19 protein-coding genes are annotated in these 20,228 nt (G+C 72.9%); 5 read left to right on the forward strand and 14 right to left on the reverse strand.

Features of this window, described 5'->3' with window-relative positions:
• Positions 1-37: 37 nt before the first annotated feature.
• The 5 genes from BM093_RS11965 to BM093_RS11985 form a co-directional block, all read right to left on the reverse strand.
• Positions 38-973, reverse strand: coding sequence for an SPFH domain-containing protein (locus BM093_RS11965; RefSeq protein ID WP_143105344.1), 936 nt, complete (start codon positions 971-973; stop codon positions 38-40).
• Between the two features lie 59 nt (positions 974-1,032).
• Positions 1,033-1,374, reverse strand: a complete 342-nt coding sequence (locus BM093_RS11970) for a type VII secretion target (RefSeq protein ID WP_093341606.1) — start codon at positions 1,372-1,374, stop codon at positions 1,033-1,035.
• On the reverse strand, positions 1,371-1,703 hold the full coding sequence (locus tag BM093_RS11975; RefSeq protein ID WP_093341608.1) for a YbaB/EbfC family nucleoid-associated protein: 333 nt from the start codon (positions 1,701-1,703) through the stop codon (positions 1,371-1,373). The genes BM093_RS11970 and BM093_RS11975 overlap by 4 nt, the downstream gene beginning before the upstream one ends.
• A 48-nt stretch (positions 1,704-1,751) precedes the next feature.
• A complete protein-coding gene (gene clpB, locus BM093_RS11980; RefSeq protein WP_093341610.1) occupies positions 1,752-4,385 on the reverse strand; it encodes an ATP-dependent chaperone ClpB in 2,634 nt (877 codons plus the stop codon).
• 999 nt (positions 4,386-5,384) lie between these two features.
• On the reverse strand, positions 5,385-6,188 hold the full coding sequence (locus tag BM093_RS11985; RefSeq protein WP_425439136.1) for a pyridoxamine 5'-phosphate oxidase family protein: 804 nt from the start codon (positions 6,186-6,188) through the stop codon (positions 5,385-5,387).
• Positions 6,189-6,514: 326 nt separating this feature from the next.
• On the opposite strand from BM093_RS11985, the gene BM093_RS11990 reads away from it, so the two are divergent.
• Positions 6,515-7,687 (forward strand): globin domain-containing protein, encoded by a 1,173-nt coding sequence (locus tag BM093_RS11990; protein ID WP_093341612.1) that lies wholly within the window; start codon positions 6,515-6,517, stop codon positions 7,685-7,687.
• 4 nt (positions 7,688-7,691) lie between these two features.
• Here BM093_RS11990 and BM093_RS11995 read toward each other — a convergent pair whose 3' ends face one another.
• The 4 genes from BM093_RS11995 to BM093_RS12010 form a co-directional block, all read right to left on the reverse strand.
• Positions 7,692-8,501 carry a TauD/TfdA family dioxygenase gene (locus BM093_RS11995; RefSeq protein ID WP_177238411.1) on the reverse strand — a complete coding sequence of 270 codons (810 nt, stop codon included), beginning with the start codon at positions 8,499-8,501 and terminating at the stop codon, positions 7,692-7,694.
• Between the two features lie 90 nt (positions 8,502-8,591).
• Positions 8,592-9,452 carry an ABC transporter permease gene (locus BM093_RS12000; protein WP_093341617.1) on the reverse strand — a complete coding sequence of 287 codons (861 nt, stop codon included), beginning with the start codon at positions 9,450-9,452 and terminating at the stop codon, positions 8,592-8,594.
• Positions 9,449-10,390: an ABC transporter permease gene (locus tag BM093_RS12005; RefSeq protein WP_093341619.1), complete on the reverse strand. Its 942-nt coding sequence runs from the start codon at positions 10,388-10,390 to the stop codon at positions 9,449-9,451. The genes BM093_RS12000 and BM093_RS12005 overlap by 4 nt, the downstream gene beginning before the upstream one ends.
• Positions 10,387-11,946 (reverse strand): ABC transporter substrate-binding protein, encoded by a 1,560-nt coding sequence (locus BM093_RS12010; protein WP_093341622.1) that lies wholly within the window; start codon positions 11,944-11,946, stop codon positions 10,387-10,389. Before BM093_RS12010 ends, BM093_RS12005 begins: the two co-directional genes overlap by 4 nt.
• Positions 11,947-12,102: 156 nt before the next feature.
• On the opposite strand from BM093_RS12010, the gene BM093_RS12015 reads away from it, so the two are divergent.
• Positions 12,103-13,413: an MDR family MFS transporter gene (locus BM093_RS12015; protein WP_245773471.1), complete on the forward strand. Its 1,311-nt coding sequence runs from the start codon at positions 12,103-12,105 to the stop codon at positions 13,411-13,413.
• 31 nt (positions 13,414-13,444) lie between these two features.
• Here the strand turns inward: BM093_RS12015 and BM093_RS12020 are convergent, their stop codons facing one another.
• Entirely contained in the window at positions 13,445-13,852 is a 408-nt protein-coding gene (locus BM093_RS12020) for a RidA family protein (protein ID WP_093341628.1), read from the reverse strand.
• Between the two features lie 66 nt (positions 13,853-13,918).
• On the opposite strand from BM093_RS12020, the gene BM093_RS12025 reads away from it, so the two are divergent.
• Positions 13,919-14,551 (forward strand): TetR/AcrR family transcriptional regulator, encoded by a 633-nt coding sequence (locus tag BM093_RS12025; RefSeq protein ID WP_245773472.1) that lies wholly within the window; start codon positions 13,919-13,921, stop codon positions 14,549-14,551.
• A 19-nt stretch (positions 14,552-14,570) separates the two neighbouring features.
• Here BM093_RS12025 and BM093_RS12030 read toward each other — a convergent pair whose 3' ends face one another.
• The 4 genes from BM093_RS12030 to dnaK all read right to left on the reverse strand — a co-directional run bounded on the left by BM093_RS12030 (position 14,571) and on the right by dnaK (position 18,943).
• Positions 14,571-14,996 carry a heat shock protein transcriptional repressor HspR gene (locus tag BM093_RS12030; RefSeq protein ID WP_093341842.1) on the reverse strand — a complete coding sequence of 142 codons (426 nt, stop codon included), beginning with the start codon at positions 14,994-14,996 and terminating at the stop codon, positions 14,571-14,573.
• 50 nt (positions 14,997-15,046) lie between these two features.
• The gene (gene dnaJ, locus BM093_RS12035; protein ID WP_093341634.1) at positions 15,047-16,267 is read right to left on the reverse strand and encodes a molecular chaperone DnaJ; all 1,221 of its coding nucleotides are present in this window, start codon (positions 16,265-16,267) and stop codon (positions 15,047-15,049) included.
• Between the two features lie 88 nt (positions 16,268-16,355).
• Complete coding sequence (gene grpE / locus BM093_RS12040; RefSeq protein ID WP_281248703.1) at positions 16,356-17,078, reverse strand: nucleotide exchange factor GrpE; 723 nt, start codon at positions 17,076-17,078, stop codon at positions 16,356-16,358.
• Positions 17,075-18,943, reverse strand: coding sequence for a molecular chaperone DnaK (dnaK, locus tag BM093_RS12045; protein ID WP_093341640.1), 1,869 nt, complete (start codon positions 18,941-18,943; stop codon positions 17,075-17,077). Before dnaK ends, grpE begins: the two co-directional genes overlap by 4 nt.
• 255 nt (positions 18,944-19,198) lie before the next feature.
• On the opposite strand from dnaK, the gene BM093_RS12050 reads away from it, so the two are divergent.
• Positions 19,199-19,765, forward strand: coding sequence for a DUF3558 family protein (locus BM093_RS12050; protein WP_177238412.1), 567 nt, complete (start codon positions 19,199-19,201; stop codon positions 19,763-19,765).
• Positions 19,766-19,837: 72 nt separating this feature from the next.
• Positions 19,838-20,221, forward strand: a complete 384-nt coding sequence (locus BM093_RS12055; protein ID WP_245773473.1) for a hypothetical protein — start codon at positions 19,838-19,840, stop codon at positions 20,219-20,221.
• Positions 20,222-20,228 lie beyond the last annotated feature (7 nt).

Consider the following 20,228-nt stretch of genomic DNA (forward strand, 5'->3'; position numbering starts at 1 on the left):
GTGCCCCTTTCCGGGAACGACGGGTGCCGGGGACCGCTCACGGGGCCGGTTCGGCCCGCCCCTCGGCCGCACTCACACGGGCCGCCGCGTCCTGTTTGCCGTGCTCGACGGCCCGGTCCAGCTGCGGGAGCGCGGCCCGCAGCACCCGCTCGGCCTCCTCCGCGACGCCGGCCGCCCGCCGGAGCGCCTCGATCAGGGCCGTCACGCGATCGCTGAGCCGGTGACCGAGCTGCACGGCGTCGAGCACCGCGTTCGTGACGGTGAGCGGGGCCGCGGCCCCGCTGGTGATCAGTGACAGCACGCCCGCCGACACCAGCGAGGCCAGGAAGTCGGCCACGGCGTCGCGCAGGATCGCCCGCTCGGCACCGACCGTCGCGCCCGTCCGCAGCACCAGGTCCGCCACCAGCATCGACTGCTCGGCGGCGCGCGCCGCGGCCGCGGCACCCTCGCCCGCCGTGTCGGCGAACCCGTCACAGGCCGTGCCCTGCCAGGCCCCGCAGGCGTCCGCGGCGGTCGCGCGCAGGGCCGCGGCCGCGGCGGTCAGCTCCCGGGCGAGCTCCTGGCGGCTCCGCGCGACGGCGGCGATCTCGTCCGGATCACCGGCGAGGGCGTCGAGCGGCTCCCGGAGGAACCACAGGTGCTCGATCGCCCAGCCGGCCAGGGCGGAGCCGAGCGCGCCGAACGGGTCGGCGACGAACCCCAGGGTGTCCAGGCCCGCGGCGGCCGCGGCCCAGGCGACGCCTGCGCCGTCCTGGTCCTCGAGCGCCGCGCCGAGGTCGTGGTACGACGAGACGATCCCGCTGCCCTCGGCCCAGCTGCTCCCGCTCCCCTCGGCCCCGCTGCTTCCGCCCTGGCCGCCATCGGCGTCACGACCGGCACGCCCGTCTCCATCGGCGTCACCACCTGGGCGCCCGCCACCGGGACCGCCGCCGTTCGCCGGCCTGCCGTCGTCGGCACCGCCGGCGTCGCTCACGGCACTCCCGCCCGGCTCGCCGCTGCGCCGATCGGTCCCGTCGGCGGGCGCGGGTGCCGTCATCGGCCGGTGCCGGTGCTCGGGGTTCGCGGCACCTCGACCTCGAGGAACGACCGGGCCGCGTCGAGGTCGGTGAGCTCGTAGTCGCGCACCGCGGCGCGGAGCGTGTCGGCCGCCTCGGCCAGGCTCCGGCCGAGGTCGGCGACCGCCGCGTCCCCGGCGCGCATCGCCGAGGTCGCGGCGCCGGCGAAGAACCCGCCGACCAGCCCGAACGCGTCCCCCGAGACCTGCGCACCGGGCGAACGCACCCGGTCGACACCGGCGACGATCCCGGCGATCCGGTCCGCCACCGCCTCGAGCCGGGAGGGGTCGAGCCGGAACCCGCCACCGGCCCCCGTCACGGCGCGCCCTCCGCGGTCAGCGGCTCCATAATCGCTGCGACCCGGGCGCGGGCGTCGGCGGCCGCCTCGGCCGACAACCGCAGGACCGTCTCGGCCAACCGGGCCCGGGACAGCTCCTCGGACCGGACGCCGAGCCGCAGCTCGGTCAGCGCCCCGGAGGCGTCGACGGTGACCGCGACCGCACCGTCGCGGGTCTGCGCGGTCGCGGTCACCATGAGCACCCGGGCCCGGGCGTGCTCCGCCCGGGCCCGGATCTGCTCGATGCGCGTGCGGTATTCGGCGAGCCACGTCTCCGCCGTCGGCGGAGCGGAGGACGGGGTGCGTTCCATGGCCCGACGATGCGCCGGTCGGCCCGGCCCCGCGGCCGGAGCCGGGGATCAGTTCGCGATCGCGACCGTGTCCAGCGCCTTCCCGACGACCAGCGCCCCGGTCCCGCCGGACGCCGCCGGATCGAGATCGACCCGGACGGTGTCGCCCTCGCGCACGGTCCCGGCCAGCAGCTCGCGGGCGAGCTGGTCCCCGATCGCGGACTGCACCAGCCGGCGCAGCGGCCGCGCCCCGTAGACCGGGTCGAACCCGTTCATCGCCAGCCACTCGCGGGCCGCGTCGGTGACCTCGAGGGCCAGCCGCCGCTTCGCGAGCCGCCCGCCGAGCACGCCGACCTGGATGTCGACGATGTGGGTCAGCTCGTCGGTCGACAGCGCGTGGAAGACCACGACGTCGTCGAGCCGGTTGAGGAACTCCGGCTTGAAGTGCGACCGGACGACCGACATGACCGCGTCCCGGCGGCCCTGGTCGTCGAGCGACTGGTCGGCGATGGCCTGTCCACCGAGGTTGGACGTCAGCACCAGGATGGTGTTGCGGAAGTCCACCGTGCGGCCCTGGCCGTCGGTGAGCCGGCCGTCGTCGAGCACCTGCAGCAGCGTGTCGAACACGTCCGGGTGCGCCTTCTCCACCTCGTCCAGCAGCACGACCGTGTACGGCCGTCGCCGCACCGACTCGGTGAGCTGGCCGCCCTGGTCGTAGCCGACGTAGCCGGGCGGGGCACCGACGAGACGGGCCACCGAGTGCTTCTCGGAGTACTCGCTCATGTCGATGCGGACCATCGCCCGCTCGTCGTCGAACAGGAACTGCGCCAGCGCCTTGGCCAGCTCGGTCTTGCCGACGCCGGTCGGGCCGAGGAACAGGAACGACCCGGTCGGCCGGTTCTCGTCGGCGATCCCGGTGCGGGCCCGCCGGACCGCGTCGGACACCGCGCGGACCGCCTCGGCCTGACCGACGACCCGCTCACCGAGCTCGTCCTCCATCCGGAGCAGCTTCGCCGTCTCACCCTCGAGCATCCGGCCGGCCGGGATGCCGGTCCAGGAGCTGACGACGTCGGCCACGTCGTCCGGGCCGACCTCCTCCTTGAGCATCACGTCCGTGTCGCCGCCGGCTGCGCGCTCGACGCTCTCGGTCGCCGCGGCCAGCTCCTTCTCCAGTTGCGGGATGCGCCCGTAGCGCAGCTCCGCGGCCCGGCCCAGGTCACCGTCGCGCTCGGCCCGCTCGGACTCGCCGCGCAGTTGCTCGAGCTGCTCCTTGAGCTCGCGGGTCGACTCGATGGCGCCCTTCTCGTTCTGCCACCGTGCGGTGAGGGCGGCGAGCTCCTCGCGCTTCTCGGCCAGCTCGGCCCGCAGCGCGACGAGCCGGTCGGCCGAGGCGGCGTCGGACTCCTGGGTCAGCGCCATCTCCTCGATCTCCAGCCGGCGCACGGCCCGCTCCACGGTGTCGATCTCCACCGGGCGCGAGTCGATCTCCATCCGGAGCCGGGACGCGGCCTCGTCGACCAGGTCGATGGCCTTGTCGGGGAGGAACCGGGCGGTGATGTAGCGGTCCGACAACGTCGACGCGGCGACCAGCGCGGCATCGGTGATCCGGACGCCGTGGTGCACCTCGTAGCGTTCCTTGAGCCCGCGCAGGATGCCGACGGTGTCCTCCACGCTCGGCTCGCCGACCAGCACCTGCTGGAAACGGCGCTCCAGGGCCGCGTCCTTCTCGATGTGCTTGCGGTACTCGTCGAGCGTGGTGGCACCGACCATCCGCAGCTCACCGCGGGCGAGCATCGGCTTGATCATGTTGCCGGCGTCCATCGCGCCCTCGCCGGACGCGCCGGCGCCGACGATCGTGTGCAGCTCGTCGATGAAGGTGATCACCTCACCCGCCGAGTCGGTGATCTCGGTGAGGACGGCCTTGAGCCGCTCCTCGAACTCACCGCGGTACTTCGCGCCGGCGACCATCGAACCGAGGTCGAGCGCGATGACCCGCTTGCCCCGCAGCGACTCGGGCACGTCACCGGCCACGACCCGCTGGGCGAGGCCCTCGACGATCGCGGTCTTGCCGACGCCCGGCTCGCCGATCAGCACCGGGTTGTTCTTGGTGCGCCGCGACAGCACCTGCACGACGCGGCGGATCTCGGTGTCGCGGCCGATCACCGGGTCGAGGTCGCCCTCGCGGGCCCGCGCGGTCAGGTCCTGGCCGTACTTCTCCAGGGCCTGGTAGCTGCCCTCCGGGTCCGGGCTGGTCACCCGGGCCGAGCCGCGGACGTGGGCGAACGCGTCGCGCAGCGCGTCCGGTGTGGCGCCGTGGCGCTGCAGCAGCTGCGCGACCTGGCCGCCGGCCCGCGCGAGGCCGACCAGCAGGTGCTCGGTCGAGACGTACTCGTCGCCCATCTCGGTGGCGAGCTGCTGCGCCGCGGTGATCGCGGCGAGCGCGTCCCGCGACAGCTGCGGGGCGCTCACCGAGGATCCGGACGCCGACGGCAGCCGGTTCCCGAGCACGGTCAGCTCCTGGCGCACCGTGTCGGGGCTCGCGCCGACCGCCTCCAGCAACGGGGCGGCGATGCCGTCGCCCTGCGCGAGCAGGGCCCCGAGCAGGTGCGTCGGCCCGACGTCGGGGTTGCCGGCCAGCGTCGCAGCCTGGACGGCGGCGGAGACGGCCTGCTGTGTACGGGTGGTGGGGTTGAAGGAGTCCATGCTCCGCGTTCCTCCCGGTCCTTCTCTTCGAACATCGTCTCTGGGTGGGGAGCGGCACCCCGGCCCGTCTCTCGACACAGTCTGCCCGGCTGGTGCACCTCTCGACACATTCAACGGCAGGAAAGTTGAGTCTGTTCCGCTCAGGGCGAAGAATTTCCGGACGGCCGGACTCCCTCACGGGGCACGCGGGCCCGGCGGCCCACCCCGGTCGCGGCACGGGTCGCGGCACGGCACTCGGGGCCGAAACGTGCCGCTCGGCGGGGTCCGGGCGTCCAGCCGCACTCCTCGGCCCCGGCACGGGCGGAAACGTGCTGATCACGAGCGTCCGTGCGGCCGGCCTGCACGCTCCCGCCCCCGCGTGGGCGAGAGCGTGCCGATCAGCGGCGCGCACGAGCCGGCCGAACCATTTCTCATCCGTGCGACGAGAACATGCGGGCACCTGGGTCTGCGTCGACCTGCACCCGGCACGGCACCGGCCCGGAGCCAGAGCTCTGCGAGCCGGTGCGCGTTGCCGCCCTCGCGGGGCCGACAGCGTGCTGATCACCCGAGCCTGCGCGATCCGGATGCCCGCATCCGCCCGCACGAGGGCGAGAGCGTGCACGTCACCGGGCGACCGCGACCCAGATGCGCGACAACGCCCTCCCGCGGACGGCAGCGTGCAGATCACCCGACCCCGCGCGATCCAGACGCACACATCCGCCCGAAAGAGGGCGAGAGCGTGCACGTCACCGGGAAACCGCCATCCAGGCGCGCGTCAACGCCCTCGCGAGGGCAGCAGCGTGCTGATCACCCGACCCCGCGCGATCCAGACGCACACATCCGCCCTCGTAAGGGCGGCAGCGTGCTGATCACCCGAGCCGGCGTGATCCAGGTGCACGCATCCGCCGTCGGCGGGCGCGAGCGCGCTGAGCATCCGGGCCCGGTGTGGGAGTCCGGCGCGGCGCGGGTGCCGGGTGGTGCGGGGACCGACCAGCGAGTGCCCGCGTGGCAGGGACCCGGTCAGCGGCTGTCCGGGCGGCGACGCAGCGTCCGGGAGGCGCCGGCGCCCAGGTGCGTCGTGCTCGGGAAGCGGCGCCGCGGGCGCGGGGCGCGCCGCGGGGTGCCCTTGGCGCCGAAGAAGTCGCCGCCCTTGCGGGCCGGGTCGTCGGTACCCCAGGCCCGCCGCTCGGTCACCCGCTCCATCCGCGGGATGTGCTTGCGGCAGTGGATGTAGGCCTCCTCGACCTCCACGACCACCCAGCGCTCCGCACGCCGTCCCCCGGTGCCGTCCTTCGCGTGCTCGGGGAAGGCGCCGCGGAAGGCGTCGTCGTCCATGATCCGGGCACGGCCGTTCACGTGCAGCCCGATCAGCGACTCGGTGAAGTCGACCATGAGCAGGCCGATGTGCGGGTTCTCGACGAGGTTGCCCAGGCTGGCGTAGACCCCGTTGCCGCGGTACTCGGGGTAGGCCAGCGTGAACGCGTCGATGACCTGCACGAACCCGGGCGGGCCCGCGCGCAGCGAGCTGTCGCACTCGCCGTGACCGTCGGACGTGGCGACGAACGCCATCTCCATCCGCCCGATGAACTCGATCATGCGGGGCAGCAGGCGGTCCCGCATCTGGTCACCGTAGAAGCGATCCGCCCGCGCGGTGCTGCCGCGCTCGTCCTGCAGGACGTGTTCACCCGCGGACCCGGGCCGCTCGGGAACGTCCGGCTCGACCACGGGGGGAGCGGGACGCGGGAGGGTGTCCGGATGGGCGGCGGGGCGCTCCTGGCCGGGGAGCTGGCCGGGGAGCACCGGTACGGGGGTTCGCAGCGGCACGGACACCACCGTGCCATCCGGGCCGCCGAGTACCAAATGGATCAGGGCCGGCGCGACCCACCCGTCGACCGTCCCACTCCACGTCGGCATTCCGGCAGACGGACGCTATCCTTGGCTCCGGCGCCACCCACGCCGACCCGAGTACCCCCGTCCCCGAACGGATGATCAGTGACCGTGCGAACCCACTCCACACCCGTCGGCGGGCCGGTGGGCAGGCGAGGTCCAGTCGCGTGGAGTCGCTCACGTACCCTAACCGGCGGTGACCAGGCGGTGACACCCGGTGTCATCGCGGCACGGAGCACGACCGAGGAGAGTGTCCGCCAGGCATGACTGCTGACCAGCTGATCGCCGGCGGCGTCGCCCCGCAGCGACGCCCCGCCTCGGAGGCGGACCGGACCGTCGAGCTCATCCGCGACAGCTTCGCCGTCGCCGAGCCGCACTCCGAGGAGCTCGGCAAGCACTTCTACTCGAACCTGTTCCGCCTGGCCCCGGAGACCCGGGACCTCTTCCCGGTCAACATGGAGGTGCAGCGCAGCCGGCTGCTGCGGGCGGTCGTGTACGTGGTGCAGATGGTCGACCAGCCCGACGACCTCGTGCCCTTCCTGCGCCAGCTCGGCCGCGACCACCGCAAGTTCGGGGTCCTGGCCGCGCACTACAACGCGCTCGGCCAGGCACTGATCGGGAGCATCCGGGACTTCGCCGGGTCGGTGTGGACGCCGGAGGTCGAGCGGGCCTGGCAGGACGCGTACGCCCTGGTCGCGAAGTCGATGCAGGAGGCCGCCGCCGCCGAGCGCGGCCCGGCGTCCTGGCTGGGCCGGGTGGTCTCCCACCGCCGGATCGGCTGGGACCTGGCCGTCGTCACCCTCGAGACCGACCAGCCGGTTCCCTACCAGGCCGGTCAGTACGTGTCGGTGGAGACGCCGCACCGCCCGCGGTTGTGGCGCTACCTGTCCCCGGCGAACGCCCCGCGCCACGACGGGACGGTCGAGTTCCACGTCCGCGCGGTGGAGAACGGCTGGGTGAGCCGGGCGATCGTCGCGCACAGCCAGGTCGGCGAGACGTGGCGGATCGGCCCGCCGATGGGGCGGATGTCGGTCCCCCAGAACTCGGACCGCGAGCTGCTGATGGTCGCCGGCGGCACCGGCGTCGCCCCGATGAAGGCGCTGCTCGACGAGGTGCGGCAGCGGCCGCGCCCGCCGCGCACCCAGGTCTTCGTCGGCGGTCGCAGCTGGGAGGACCTCTACGACTTCACCTCGCTGCGCAAGCTCTCCTACAGCTACCCGTGGCTGGACATCATCCCGGTCGTCGAGCAGGAGGACGACCCGTCCGGTGCCGAGGTCGGCACCCTGGCCGACGTCGTGACCCGCTTCGGCGCCTGGAGCGACCACGACGTGCTGGTCTGCGGCTCGCCGGCGATGATCCGTTCGACGGTGTCGCGGATGCTGGTGGCCGGTACGCCGTTGGACCGGATCACCTACGACCCCTTCACGATGGACTGATCCGCTAGAAGGCCTCGGTCGTCCGGACCGACAGCACGTGCAGGGCGCGGGACCCGGTGAAGGCGTCCCGGCCGTGCAGGAACCGGTAGTTGTCGAGGACCAGCAGGTCCCCGGCGTCCATCCGGAACCGCGGGGCCGCCTCGAATGCCGTCGCGAGCAGGTCGGCGTACTCCTCGATCCGGGCGAGGTGCTCGTCCCACTGGGGTTCGCGGGGCACCGGCAGCGCGTAGTCGCTGGCCCGGACCGCCCGCCGTCCCCCACGGGTGTGCTCGATCATCCGGCGCAGCAGCGGGGTGTCCGGCACGCCCCGCGGCGGGTTCACCCGGCTGCCGAAGAAGTCGACGTCGGCGCCGGTCAGGAACGCGTGCAGCCCCGGGTCGTCGGTGGCGAGCCGGTCGGCCAGCGCGTAGCCGTCGACGAGCACCGAGTCCCCGCCGGACGGCGCCGGTACCGAGCAGTGCATGAGCAGGTAGTCCTCGTCCGGGTCGCGCAGCCGCACGGTCCGCCCGTGTACGTCCCCCTCGAGGAACGCGCCGTCGTTGTGCAGACCCAGGACGGGTGAGTCGGTGCCGCCCTGCGGCCGGATCCCGAACAGCTCCCGCAGACGCCCGCCGAGCACGCGCGCGGCGGCGACGACCAGCACCTCCGGGTCGTTCCCGGCACCGGGGACCCGCACGACGCCGTCCGCGGCCAGTACGGCCCCGGCGTCGTCCAGCGACGCCGCACGCGGCGTCACCCCGACGTCGTCCACCAGGCCCTTCAGCTCGGGCCGGGCCTCACCCCGCCGCCGTCCGTCCGCACCGGTCTGCGCCACGCCACGTCCTCCTGCCTTACGCCTGCACTCGCACCATGCTGTACTCGCACAATCCTGTACTCGCACAATTCTGGCAGGAACGAAGGCGTATCAGAACTGGCCGGACGGCCCGGTCGGCCGGCGCCGCTCCAGCGCCCGGCCGATACCGGTGACGACCAACGCCGTTCCCACGACGGCGAGCGCGGGCAGCACGACGAGCTGTGGCGCGTTGAACATGAACTGCCGGCCCTCAGCGAGCATCGCGCCCCACTCCGGGGTCGGCGGCTGCGGTCCGAGCCCGAGGAACGACAACCCGGCCACTGTGAGCAGGACGTTCGCGAACCGCAGGCACAGGTGCGCCAGCAGCGGCCGGCTCAGGTTCGGCAGCACGTGCCGGAACGCGATGCGGCCCGGGGAGGCACCGATCGCGAGTGCCCCCTCCACGTACTCGCGGGACCGCTCCCGCACGACGAGCTGGTGGGTGAGCCGGGCGAACGGTGTCCAGCCGGTGATCACCACCGCCAGCAGCAGCGACCACAGCCCGGGCGCGCCGCCCGAGGCCGCGACGACGACCAGCCCGATCAGGATCGCCGGGATCGCGACGAGTACGTCGATCGTGCGCTGGAACAGCTGTCCGAGGGTGCGTCCCACCCAGCCGGCGAGGGTCCCGATCAGCGTGCCGGCCACCCCGCAGATCACGAGCACGACCAGCGTGAAGCCGATCGAGATCCGGGCGCCGACCACGAGCCGCACCAGGACGTCCCGGCCGAGCTGGTCGGTGCCCAGCGGGTGCTCGAGCGACGGTCCGGCGAAGCGTTGCGACAGGTCGTTCGCGGTGGGATCGAGCGGCAGCATCATGACCAGCACCAGCACACCCAGCAGCAGGACGGCACCGGCCCGCAGCGGCCGCTGCAGGCGTCGTACCCAGGGGGCGGCGGCGAACCGGCGCCCGGTGACGACCTCGGCGCTCACCGGACCGCGCTCCGGGCGACGGGGTCCAGCGCGAGCGCGAGCAGCTCGGCGGCGATGCCGGCGAGCGCGGCCAGCACGATGACCACCAGCAGGCCGGCCTGGACCACCGGGAGGTCCTGGCCGAGCACCGCGTCGTAGAGCAGGCGACCCACCCCGGGGACCGAGAAGAGCACCTCGACCACGACCGAGCCGCCCAGCAGACCGCCCAGGAACAGCCCGGACAGCGACGTCACCGAGGTCAGCGCCAGCCGGCCACCGTGCCGCCACAGCACGACCCGGTCCGGCAGCCCCTTCGACCGGGCGACGGTCACGTGGACCCGGCCGAGCACGTCGATGGTCTCGGCCCGCACCAGCTGGGCGGCCAGCGCGGCCGGGAACGCGGCGAGGGTGACCACCGGCAGCACCGCCTGCGCCGGGGAACCCCACCCGGTCGCCGGCAGCACCGGCACGGTCACCGCGAACGTCAGCACCAGCACCGTCCCGAGCACGAACTCGGGCACCGCGACCCCGAGCACCGATCCGGCGGTCAGCGCGCGGTCGAGCCGGCCACCGGGCCGTCGGGCGGCGTGCACCCCGGCCGGGATGCCGACGAGCCCGGCCACGACGAGCGCCGCGACCGTCAGCGTCAGCGACACGCCCAGTGCGGGCCAGAGCAGGCCCGAGACCGGCGTGCGCGCGGTGTAGGAGACCCCGAGGTCACCGGTGAGCACGGCACCCGCCCAGGCCGTGAACTGGTCCCACCAGCTGCCGTCGAGCCCGAACCGCTCCCGCAGCGCGGCGAGGACCGCCGGGTCCGGGTCGGCCTCGCCGGTGCGGCTGCGCAACACCGCCAGCGCGGTGTCCTGACCGGAGAAGCGGGGCAGCAGGAACACCAGCACCGCCGCCGCCACGACGACCAGCGGCAACGCCAGCAGCCGGCGGAGCAGCAGCGCCGTCACCCCGTCTTCGCCAGCCCGGGTACGACGAGCGTCTTCGCCAGCGGGTCGACCGTGTAGCCGGCGACCTGGTGGCCCACCCCGTTCGCGCGGGTGTGCACCAGCGGGACGCCGACCGCGTCCGTGACGAGCTTCGCCGACGCCTGCCGGAAGACCTCCTGGCGGGCGGCCGGGTCGGTCTCGCTCGCGAGCGGCGCGAGCAGCGCGTCGAACTCGGGCGAGCAGTACCGGTTGATGTTGTAGGAGCCCGCGCAGGAGTAGTCGCTCTGCAGCGTCGCGCCGGCGTCCGGCACGTCGAGCAGGTAGCTGCGCGAGACCAGGTACATGTCGTAGTCACCGGCCAGCAGATCGGGCTCGCGCGCGTCGTAGTCGCCCACCCGGATGTTCGCCTCGATCCCGGCCGCGCGCAGCATCTCCTGCACCGCGGTCGCCAGGGTCGGCAGCTCGGGGCGGTTGGCGTAGGTGCCGAGCTCGACGCGCAGCGGGTTCTCCGGGCCGAAGCCGGCCTCGGCGAGCAACTGCCGGGCGCGGGCCGGGTCGGCCGGGGGCGGCGGCTCCTGCGCCCCCCAGGTCACGGCGGGGCCGAACAGCTCCGCGGCCGGGACCGCGGAGCCGGCCAGCGCCTGCTCACCGAGTGCCGTCCGGTCGATCGCGGCGGTGACGGCCTGCCGCACCCGGAGATCGGAGAACGGCGCGCGCGACTGGTTGAGCTGCAGCGACGCCGTCCGCGGCGCGGCGACGGTCTCGTTGGTGTACTCGTCGCCGGTGAACTCGAGGGTGGCCGTGTCGGGGAGCTCCTGCGCGATGTCGGCGTCGCCCGCGCTCAGGGCCAGCGCCCGGGCCGCCGGGTCCGGGACGAAGTTCGCGGTGACCCCGGCCAGCTGCGGGCGCTCACCCCAGTAGGTGTCGTTGCGCTGCAGCGTCGCGGACTGGATGCCGTCCGCCCGGGTGAGGGTCATCGGCCCTGTACCGGTGCCCTGCACGGCGGGCGGGGTGGACGCGTAGGCCGAGGGCGCGAGGATTCCGGTGTTCGCGCTGCTCAGCCGCAACGGGAGGACCGGATCGGGGGCCGTGGTGGTGACCCGGACGGCGGTCGCGCCGTCGGCGGCGGCGTCGAGGCCGATGCTCTTGATCGCGCGCGGTGGCGCCTCGACGCCGGCCAGCCGGTCGAGCGCGTTGGCGACGGCCTCCCCGGTCAACGGCTCACCGTTCTGGAAGGTCACTCCCGGCCGCAGCTCGAACCGCCAGGTCCGCGGGTCGGGCTGCTGCTCCCACGCCGTGGCCAGTGCGGGCCGGGCCTGCCCGTCGGCTCCGGAGGCGACGAGCGTCTCGGTCACGCCGAGCTGGGAGAGCACGAACGCGTCATCGGTGTCGATCGCGTAGCCGGCCCCGGGGGCGAAGGCCATGGCCACGGTGAGCTGCGCGTCGGGGACGACCTGTCCGGTCCCCTCCCCGGAGCCACCGCAGGCGGCCAGGACCGCCGCGCTCGCGGCGAGGGCCGCGGCGATGCGCAGACGGGGTCGACGATGTGGTGGAGCGGCGGCCGGTGCGGCGGGCATCAGACGGAGTCCTTTCCGGCGCCGACAGGGGGTGACCGGGCGCCCGAAAGATCGTCGGAAAGTGTGAGCAAGCGGTCAAGGATGTGCGTGAGTGCGCATATGTGCTTACTGCCATGGAGTCGCGACTGCAATACCGAACCTGATAACACTGCGTTCGTGCTCCGCAGCCTGCTCCGCCGGCCGGCCGACCCCGGCTCGGACCCGCGCCCCACCGCCCCGCCGCGTACCGGTCGCCGGGCCCGCTTCGCCGCCCTGCCGCCGGTGATGAAGCTGCTGATCTCGACGCAGCTGGCGTTCAACGTGGGCTTCTACATGGTGCTGCCGTACCTGGCGACGCACCTCGCGGACGACCTCGGGCTGGCCGCGGCGGCCGTCGGGCTGGTGCTGGGACTGCGGACGTTCAGCCAGCAGGGCATGTTCGTGGTCGGCGGGGCGCTGACGGACCGCTACGGCGCGAAACCGGTCGTGCTCGTCGGCTGCGCGCTGCGTGTGATCGGGTTCATCGCGCTCGGGGCGGCCGGGACCCTGCCCGCGGTGGTCGGCGGCGCGCTGCTCACCGGCTTCGCCGCCGCGCTGTTCTCCCCGGCGGTCGAGTCCTCACTGGCCCACGAGGCCGGCGTGCGGGAGCGGGCCGGCGAGGGTCCGGCGCGGACCGAGGTGTTCGCGCTGTTCGCCGTCGCCGGGCAGATCGGGACCGTCACCGGCCCCCTGGTCGGGACGGCACTGCTGCTCGTCGACTTCCGGACCGCGTGCCTGGTCGCAGCGGCCGGGTTCGTACTGGTCGGGCTCGCGCACTGGCGGTGGCTGCCGCGACGCGCCGCCGAACAGGCCGGGCACCCCGTCCTCGCCGGTTGGGGCGAGGTGCTGGGCAACCGGCGGTTCATGATCTTCGCGGTCGGCTACTCGGGCTGGCTGCTCTCCTACAACCAGCTCTACCTGGCACTGCCGGCCGAGCTGGAGCGCGTCGAGCGGACCGCCGCCCTCGGGTTCCTGTTCGTGATGATGTCGGTGCTGGTCATCGGCCTGCAGCTCCGGGTGACCGGCTGGTCGCGACGGCTGGGGGCCGGACGGTCGGTGGTGCTCGGCTTCGGGCTGATGGCCACGTCGTTCGGGGTCGTCGCCCTGGCCCGGCTGCTGCCGGACCTGCCCGGCTGGTGGGCGCTCGCCCCGGCCGTGGCGATGGTGCTGCTGCTGACCTTCGGCGAGATGTTCGCGGTGCCGGTCGCGCAGGACCTGGTGCCCCGGCTGGCCGGGGAGCGGCGGCTCGGTGCCCACTTCGGGGTGCTCGCCTCGTTCGGCGGGCTGATGGTGCTCATCGGGTCGACCGGCGTGGGCGCCCTGCTCGACCCGACGTTCCCGCCCGCCGTGCCGTTCCTGGTGCTGGCCGCGATCCCGCTGGCGGGGGCCGTGGTGCTGGGGATGCTCGCGCGCCGGGGTGGACTGGCCGCGGCGCCGGCGGCCGCCTGATCGTCTCCGGCGGCGGCCGTCGGCCCCCACCTCACGGCATGACGGCGACGGCCTCCACCTCGACGAGCAGGTCCGGCTCGCCCAGTGCGGCCACGCCGAGCAGGGTGATCGGCCGGATCAGGTCGCGACCCAGCCGGGCCGACGCCCGGCTGATCCCCTCACCGAGCGCCGCTACTTTGGACTGGTCCCACTCGACCACGTAGAGTGTCAGCTTCGCGACGTCGTCGAAGCTGCCGCCGACGCCGCACAGCGCGATGTCGACGTTGACGTAGGCCTGCTCCACCTGAGCGGCGAGATCATCGGATCCCACCGGCTCACCGTCCGCCGTCCGCGCGACCTGCCCGGCGACGTACACCGTCCGCGAGCCGGATGCCACCGCGACCTGGCGGTAGTGCTCCGGCTGCGGGAGTCCGGGCGGGTTCAGCAGTTCGATCGGCATGACGTCTCCTCGTTCCACAACGCTGCAAATGGGCGATGCTATAGCAGCGCTATGTATTCTGGACAGGTGCCTCGTCGCGCCCCCACCGCTGTCCGGACGATGCTCATCGAACGCGCCGCCGCCATGCTGGGGCGTCACGAACCGGTCAGTCTCCGCAGCGTGGTCGCCGGTACCGGGGTGTCGACGATGGCCGTGTACACCCACTTCGACGGCATGCCCGGCCTGTGGCGCGCGGTCCGTCAGGAGGGTTTCGCCCGCCTGGAGGAGCAGATCGCGGCCGTGGGGATCACCGACGACGCGGTCCGGGACCTCACCGCGCTCGGGGTCGCCTGCACCGAGAACGCGCTGAGCGCCCCGGATCTCTACCGGGTCATGTTCGACGCGGCCACCGGCTCCGAGGACGCCACGGCAACAGCCACCACCAGCGCCGCCGCCACCGACGAGACGTTCGACGCGCTGGTCGACGCCGCAGCCCGTGCCCGGGCCGCCGGGCGGTTCCGGGCCGACATCGACCCCGCCCGGCTGGCGTTGCGCTGGCGGGCGGCCGGGCACGGCCTGACGATGCTGGTGCTCGGCGGGGTGATCACTGCGAGCACCGCCCGCGCCGAGGCAGAGACGGTCGCGACCGCGCTGTTCGTCGATGCGGGCGACGATCCCGACCGGTGCCGCCGGTCGGTGGCAGCCGGGTGGGCGGACTGAGCCGGGCCGCCCGGCCCCGTCACTCCGGCTGGGCCGGCCGCCACCGGACGACCGCCTGCCGGCGATCGACCGGGACCAGGTCGCGCCGGTAGGAGCGGTGCACCGCGGCGGTCGCCTGGGCCGCGGCGGCGCGGACCGCGTCCAGCTCGGCCGTGGTCTCGTCGAGCCGGGCCTGCAGCTCGTCGACGAGCTGTTCCAGCTCGATGATCCGCTTCACCCCGGCGAGGCTGACGCCCTCCTCCTGGGACAGTCGCTGGACCTCGCGGAGCAGCGCGATGTCACGCTGCGAGTAGCGGCGACCACCGCCGGCGGCGCGGCCCGGGCTGACGAGCCCGAGCCGGTCGTAGCTGCGCAGGGTCTGGGCGTGCAGGCCGGAGAGCTGCGCGGCCACCGAGATGACGAACACCGGGTTGTCGTGCCCGACGTCGGAACTCACGGCGTCGATCGGGGTCCGGTCCCGTCCCGTGCCGTCCGAGGAACGTCCGGCCACCGCACTCACCTCCTGGCGCCACCGAGCAGGTCGCTCCGCGGGTCGAACGACGTCGTCGCCTCCGCATAGGCCTGCAGGGCGTCGGCCGCCGCCTGGTCCAGCTTCTGCGGTACCGCCAGCTCGACGGTGACCAGCAGGTTGCCGGTCTTGCCGTTCTTCCGTTCGACCCCGCGCCGGGCGACCCGGAAGGTCCGCCCGCTGGAGGTCCCGGCGGGGATCTTCAGCGAGACGGTGCCGTCCAACGTGGGCACGGTCAGCGTCGCACCCTGGACGAGCTCGGGGAAGGTCACCGGCACGGTGATCGTCAGATCGTCGGGATTCTTGCGCGACCGGCTGAAGATCTTGTGGGGAGTGACGCCGACCGTGACGTACAGGTCGCCGGCCGGCGCGCCGCCCCGGCCGGGCTCGCCCTGACCGGCCAGCCGGATCTTCTGCCCGTCGTCGACCCCGGCCGGGACCCGCACGGTCAGCGAGCGGGTCCGGGTGGACACGCCGTCGCCGCGGCACTCCGGGCAGGGGTCGTCGATGAGCCGGCCGGTCCCGCGGCAGTCACGGCACGGCTCGGAGAACGAGAACGCGCCCTGGCTGCGGCTCACCAGGCCGGCACCGTTGCAGGTGGGGCAGGTGCGCGGGGTGCTGCCGGGCCGGGAACCGGTCCCGCCGCAGCGTTCGCACCGCCCGGGCGAGGACAGCGTGATGGGCACCGTGGCGCCCCGCACCGCGTCCTCGAAGGAGATGGTCAGGTTGCTCTCGACGTCCTGGCCGCGCCGCGCACCGGTGGGGCCGTAGCCACCGCTGTTGCGGGCCGCCCGGCCGAAGATGTCGCCGAGGATGTCGCTGAAGTCGCCGGCGCCACCAGCGCCGCCGCGCCCGGCTCCGCCGAACAGGTCATTGATGTCGAACCCGCCGGCGCCGGCGCCGCCACCCGCACCGCCGCCGCCGGGGAAGCCGCCGCCGGTACCGAAGCCGCCGAAGCCGCCACCGCCGCCCGCGAACATCGCGCGGGTGTCGTCATACTCCTTGCGCTTGCCCTCGTCGCCGAGCACGCCGTAGGCCTCGGAGACCGCCTTGAAGCGGGTCTCGGCCTTCTCGTCGCCGGGGTTGGCGTCCGGGTGCAGCTCGCGGGCGAGCTTCCGGTACGCCTTCTTGATCTCGTCCTGGGACGCCGTCGAGGAGACGCCCAGCTCGCGGTAGTAGTCCTTCTCGATCCAGTCGCGCTGGGTCACTCCGCCTCCTTTCCGTGTACGCCTGCCGTGCGGCGGGCCGCGCGCACGCAGCCCGCCGCACCGCTCGGCACCGTCCCTGCCGTCCCGGTCAGGCCGGGGCGGACCCGTCCTCGCCGGACCCGTCCGGCTGCGCCGCGGCCGCTTCGGGGGCCTCGGCCTCCGGACGGTCCTGCACCGTCACCATCGCCGGCCGGAGGATCCGGTCGGCGATCCGGTACCCGCGACGCAGCACCGCGGACAGCACGGTGACCGTCGGGCCGGAGCCCTCGGCCGGCTCGTGCTGCACGGCCTCGTGCAGCTGCGGGTCGAACGGCTCGCCCTCGGCCCCGAAGGCCTCCAGCCCGAGCCCGGTGGCGACGCCGGTGACCTTGTCGGCCGCCGACTTGAACGCTCCCGTCAGATCCCCGTGCTGCTCGGCGCGCTCGAAGTCGTCGAGCACGACGAGCAGGTCGGAGAGGAACGAGACCTTCGCCGCGAGCTTGGCGTCCTCGCGGTCCCGGTCCGCCCGGCGCCGGTAGTTCGCGTACTCGGCGGTGACCCGCTGCAGGTCCGCGGTGCGCTCGGCGACCTCGGTGGTGAGCTTCTCGATCTCCGGGTCGGCCCCGTCGGCCGGCCCGGCGACCGGGTCGGCGCCCGCCCCGTCCGGGGCCGCCTCCGCGGCGGCCCCGGACGCAGTGGCGTCCTCGCTCAGACGGGCCTCACCCGTCTCCGGGTCGATCTTCCGGCGGTCCCGGAAGGTCACGGGCTCGTCCTGCTGGTTCTCGTCTGCCATGTCGACCGTCCCGTCTCCTGGATGGCCGTCGGCCCTCACTTGTCGCCCTTGTCCTTGTCCTCGTCCACGATCTCGGCGTCGACGACGTCGTCCTGCTGCTCACCGGCGGACCCGCCGGCCGCACCGGCGTCGCCGGCCGCACCCGCGGCGCCCTCCGCGCCCGGCTGCGAGTACAGCGAGGACCCCATCTTCTGGGACTCGGTGGCCAGCTTCTCCATCGAGGACTTGATGGCCTCGTGGTCGGTGCCCTTGAGCGCCTCCTGGGTCTCACCCAGCGCGGCGTTCACCGAGTCCTTGACCTCGGACGGGAGCTTGTCGTCGTTCTCCTTGACGAACTTCTCCGTCTGGTAGACGAGGGTCTCCGCCTGGTTGCGGGTCTCGGCCTCCTCGCGGCGCTTCGCGTCCTCCTCGGCGTGCGCCTCGGCCTCCTGCACCATGCGGTCGATGTCGTCCTTGGACAGCGCCGACCCGCCGGTGATCGTCATCTCCTGGCTCTTGCCGGTGCCCATGTCCTTCGCGGACACGTTGACGATGCCGTTGGCGTCGATGTCGAAGGACACCTCGATCTGCGGGACGCCGCGCGGGGCCGGCGCGATGCCGGTCAGCTCGAACATGCCGAGCTTCTTGTTGTACGCGGCGATCTCGCGCTCGCCCTGGAAGACCTGGATCTGCACCGACGGCTGGTTGTCGTCCGCGGTGGAGAAGACCTCCGAACGCTTGGTCGGGATCGTGGTGTTCTTCTCGATCAGCTTGGTCATGACGCCGCCCTTGGTCTCGATGCCGAGGGACAGCGGGGTGACGTCCAGCAGCAGGACGTCCTTGACCTCGCCGCGCAGCACGCCGGCCTGCAGGGCGGCGCCGGCGGCGACGACCTCGTCCGGGTTGACGCCCTTGTTGGGCTCCTTGCCGCCGGTCAGCTCCTTGACGAGCTCGGTGACGGCGGGCATCCGGGTGGAGCCACCGACGAGCACGACGTGGTCGATCTGGCTCACCGAGATGCCGGCGTCCTTGATGACCTGGTTGAACGGCTGGCGGGTGCGGTCCAGGAGGTCCTGGGTGATCCGCTGGAACTCCGCGCGGGACAGCGACTCGTCGAGGAACAGCGGGTTCTTGTCGGAGTCGACCGTGATGTAGGGCAGGTTGATGTTGGTCGAGGACGAGCTCGACAGCTCGATCTTCGCCTTCTCCGCGGCCTCACGGAGCCGCTGCATCGCCATCTTGTCCTTCGTCAGGTCGATGCCCTGCGAGGACTTGAACTTGTCGACGAGCCAGGTGACGATCCGCTCGTCCCAGTCGTCGCCACCGAGGTGGTTGTCGCCGTTGGTCGCCTTGACCTCGACGACGCCCTCGGCGATCTCCAGCAGGGACACGTCGAACGTGCCGCCACCCAGGTCGAAGACCAGGATGGTCTGCTCCTTCTCGCCCTTGTCGAGGCCGTAGGCCAGCGCGGCCGCGGTCGGCTCGTTGACGATGCGGAGCACGTTCAGGCCGGCGATCTGGCCGGCCTCCTTCGTCGCCTGCCGCTGCGCGTCCTCGAAGTAGGCGGGGACGGTGATGACCGCGTCGGTGACCTCGTCGCCCAGGTAGGACTCCGCGTCACGCTTCAGCTTCTGAAGGACGCGGGCGCTGATCTCCTGCGCGGCGTAGGTCTTGTCGTCGATCTCCGGGGTCTTCCAGTCGGTGCCGATGTGGCGCTTGACCGAGCGGAAGGTGCGGTCGGAGTTCGTGACGGCCTGGTTCTTCGCGGACTGACCGGTGAGAACCTCGCCGTTGCGGGCGAACGCGACGACCGACGGAGTGGTGCGGGCACCCTCCGAGTTCGCGATCACCGTCGGCTCGCCACCCTCGAGGACGGCGACGACGGAGTTGGTGGTCCCGAGGTCGATACCGACCGTACGAGCCATGGTGACTGCCTCCGTTGAGCATTGACTGCAGGGAATGAGTGCGTCCGGCTCAAGTTGTACCAGGCCGGCGAGCGCGGTGCGTACAGGCCCTGAGTGGGGCCTGCTCAACTTGCTCTCGACCGGATCAACGAGCACCCCGGCAGAGTTGTTCCCACCCGGCTCAACTTTCTCCCCGATTTCTCGGATGCGTCGAGTCGCCGTCGATCCCGGCGAACCGGGCTACCCTGCAGACCGCTCCTCGACGCCGGAGGTCCCGTGGCACGACAGGTCCGGCGCCACGCGCCCGCACCAGCTCTCCTGACCCTCGGGCTCCTCGCGGCGGTTCTCGTCGGGTGTGGAGGGTCACCGGCGGAACCGGAGAGCCCGTTCCCCGCGCGGCCGGCGGACATCGACGTCTCGACACTCGATCCGTGCACAACGCTCACCGAGCAACGACGCGCTGACATGGAGCTCTCGGAGGGGCGCCCGACGAATGTTCCGGTAGGCGAGGTGACGTCACGAGCGTGCGCGTGGAGCAACTTCGACGACGGCTTCAACTACACCGTGCAGCTTCTCCCCATGGACGCTGCCGACGCCGTCGGCTCGGACGATTCCTCGCTGACACAGATCAACGGCTTCGGGGCGGTACAAGGAACCGGGCTCGGCAGCTCGACCCCGATCTGTCAGCTCATCATCGACGCCGGTCCGGGACAGGCCATTCGGGTACAGGCACAGTCGACCCTCCTCGACGACGAGGGACAACCGCTGACGTTCGACCAGGTGTGTCCACGGGTATCCAACTTCGCGACCGCAGTCGTGGAGAGCGCTCTCGCACGATCGTGAGCGGTTCACGATTGCGATCGGGACTCCTCATCACGCCCTGGGCGCCAAGTCCGTGCACGTAGCTTCGCATTCATGCCGATCGATGCAGCGCTCCCACGAGGCACGGCGTCAGACACGCTCATGACCCAGATCGATCAGGACAACGTCCTGGCCGCGTATCGGGTCTTCCGGGAGCAGGCCGAGAACATGCAGATCACGATCACCGAGGCTGCGTGGATGAACGACATCCCGCGCTGCGGGGAGGACGTGATCTCCCGCGACGCCAAGGCGGTCTTCCAACCAAAGATCGACGAGATCCTTCTCGTACACGCGGCCCACCAGAAGGAGGTGCACGAGGCCGCGGAACGACTCCGCGAGGCAGCCGTGCAGTACGGGTTGATCGACGAACATGCCGCGAGTTCACTACGCCCGACGGATCGTTCCTCCGGAGGTCGTGGTCATACGGTGGAGAAGTAGGCGGCCG

Source organism: Pseudonocardia ammonioxydans (genome assembly GCF_900115005.1).
GTDB classification, from domain to species: Bacteria; Actinomycetota; Actinomycetes; order Mycobacteriales; family Pseudonocardiaceae; genus Pseudonocardia; species Pseudonocardia ammonioxydans.

Bases quoted from the DNA above. Each gene is read 5' to 3' on its own strand.
- BM093_RS11990 (WP_093341612.1), top strand. From the start codon at position 6,515: ATGACTGCTGACCAGCTGATCGCCGGCGGCGTCGCCCCGCAGCGACGC.
- BM093_RS12055 (WP_245773473.1), top strand. From the start codon at position 19,838: ATGCCGATCGATGCAGCGCTCCCACGAGGCACGGCGTCAGACACGCTC.
- clpB (WP_093341610.1), bottom strand. From the start codon at position 4,385: ATGGACTCCTTCAACCCCACCACCCGTACACAGCAGGCCGTCTCCGCC.
- BM093_RS12020 (WP_093341628.1), bottom strand. From the start codon at position 13,852: ATGCCGATCGAACTGCTGAACCCGCCCGGACTCCCGCAGCCGGAGCAC.
- dnaK (WP_093341640.1), bottom strand. From the start codon at position 18,943: ATGGCTCGTACGGTCGGTATCGACCTCGGGACCACCAACTCCGTCGTC.
- BM093_RS11975 (WP_093341608.1), bottom strand. From the start codon at position 1,703: ATGGAACGCACCCCGTCCTCCGCTCCGCCGACGGCGGAGACGTGGCTC.
- BM093_RS12010 (WP_093341622.1), bottom strand. From the start codon at position 11,946: ATGCCCGCCGCACCGGCCGCCGCTCCACCACATCGTCGACCCCGTCTG.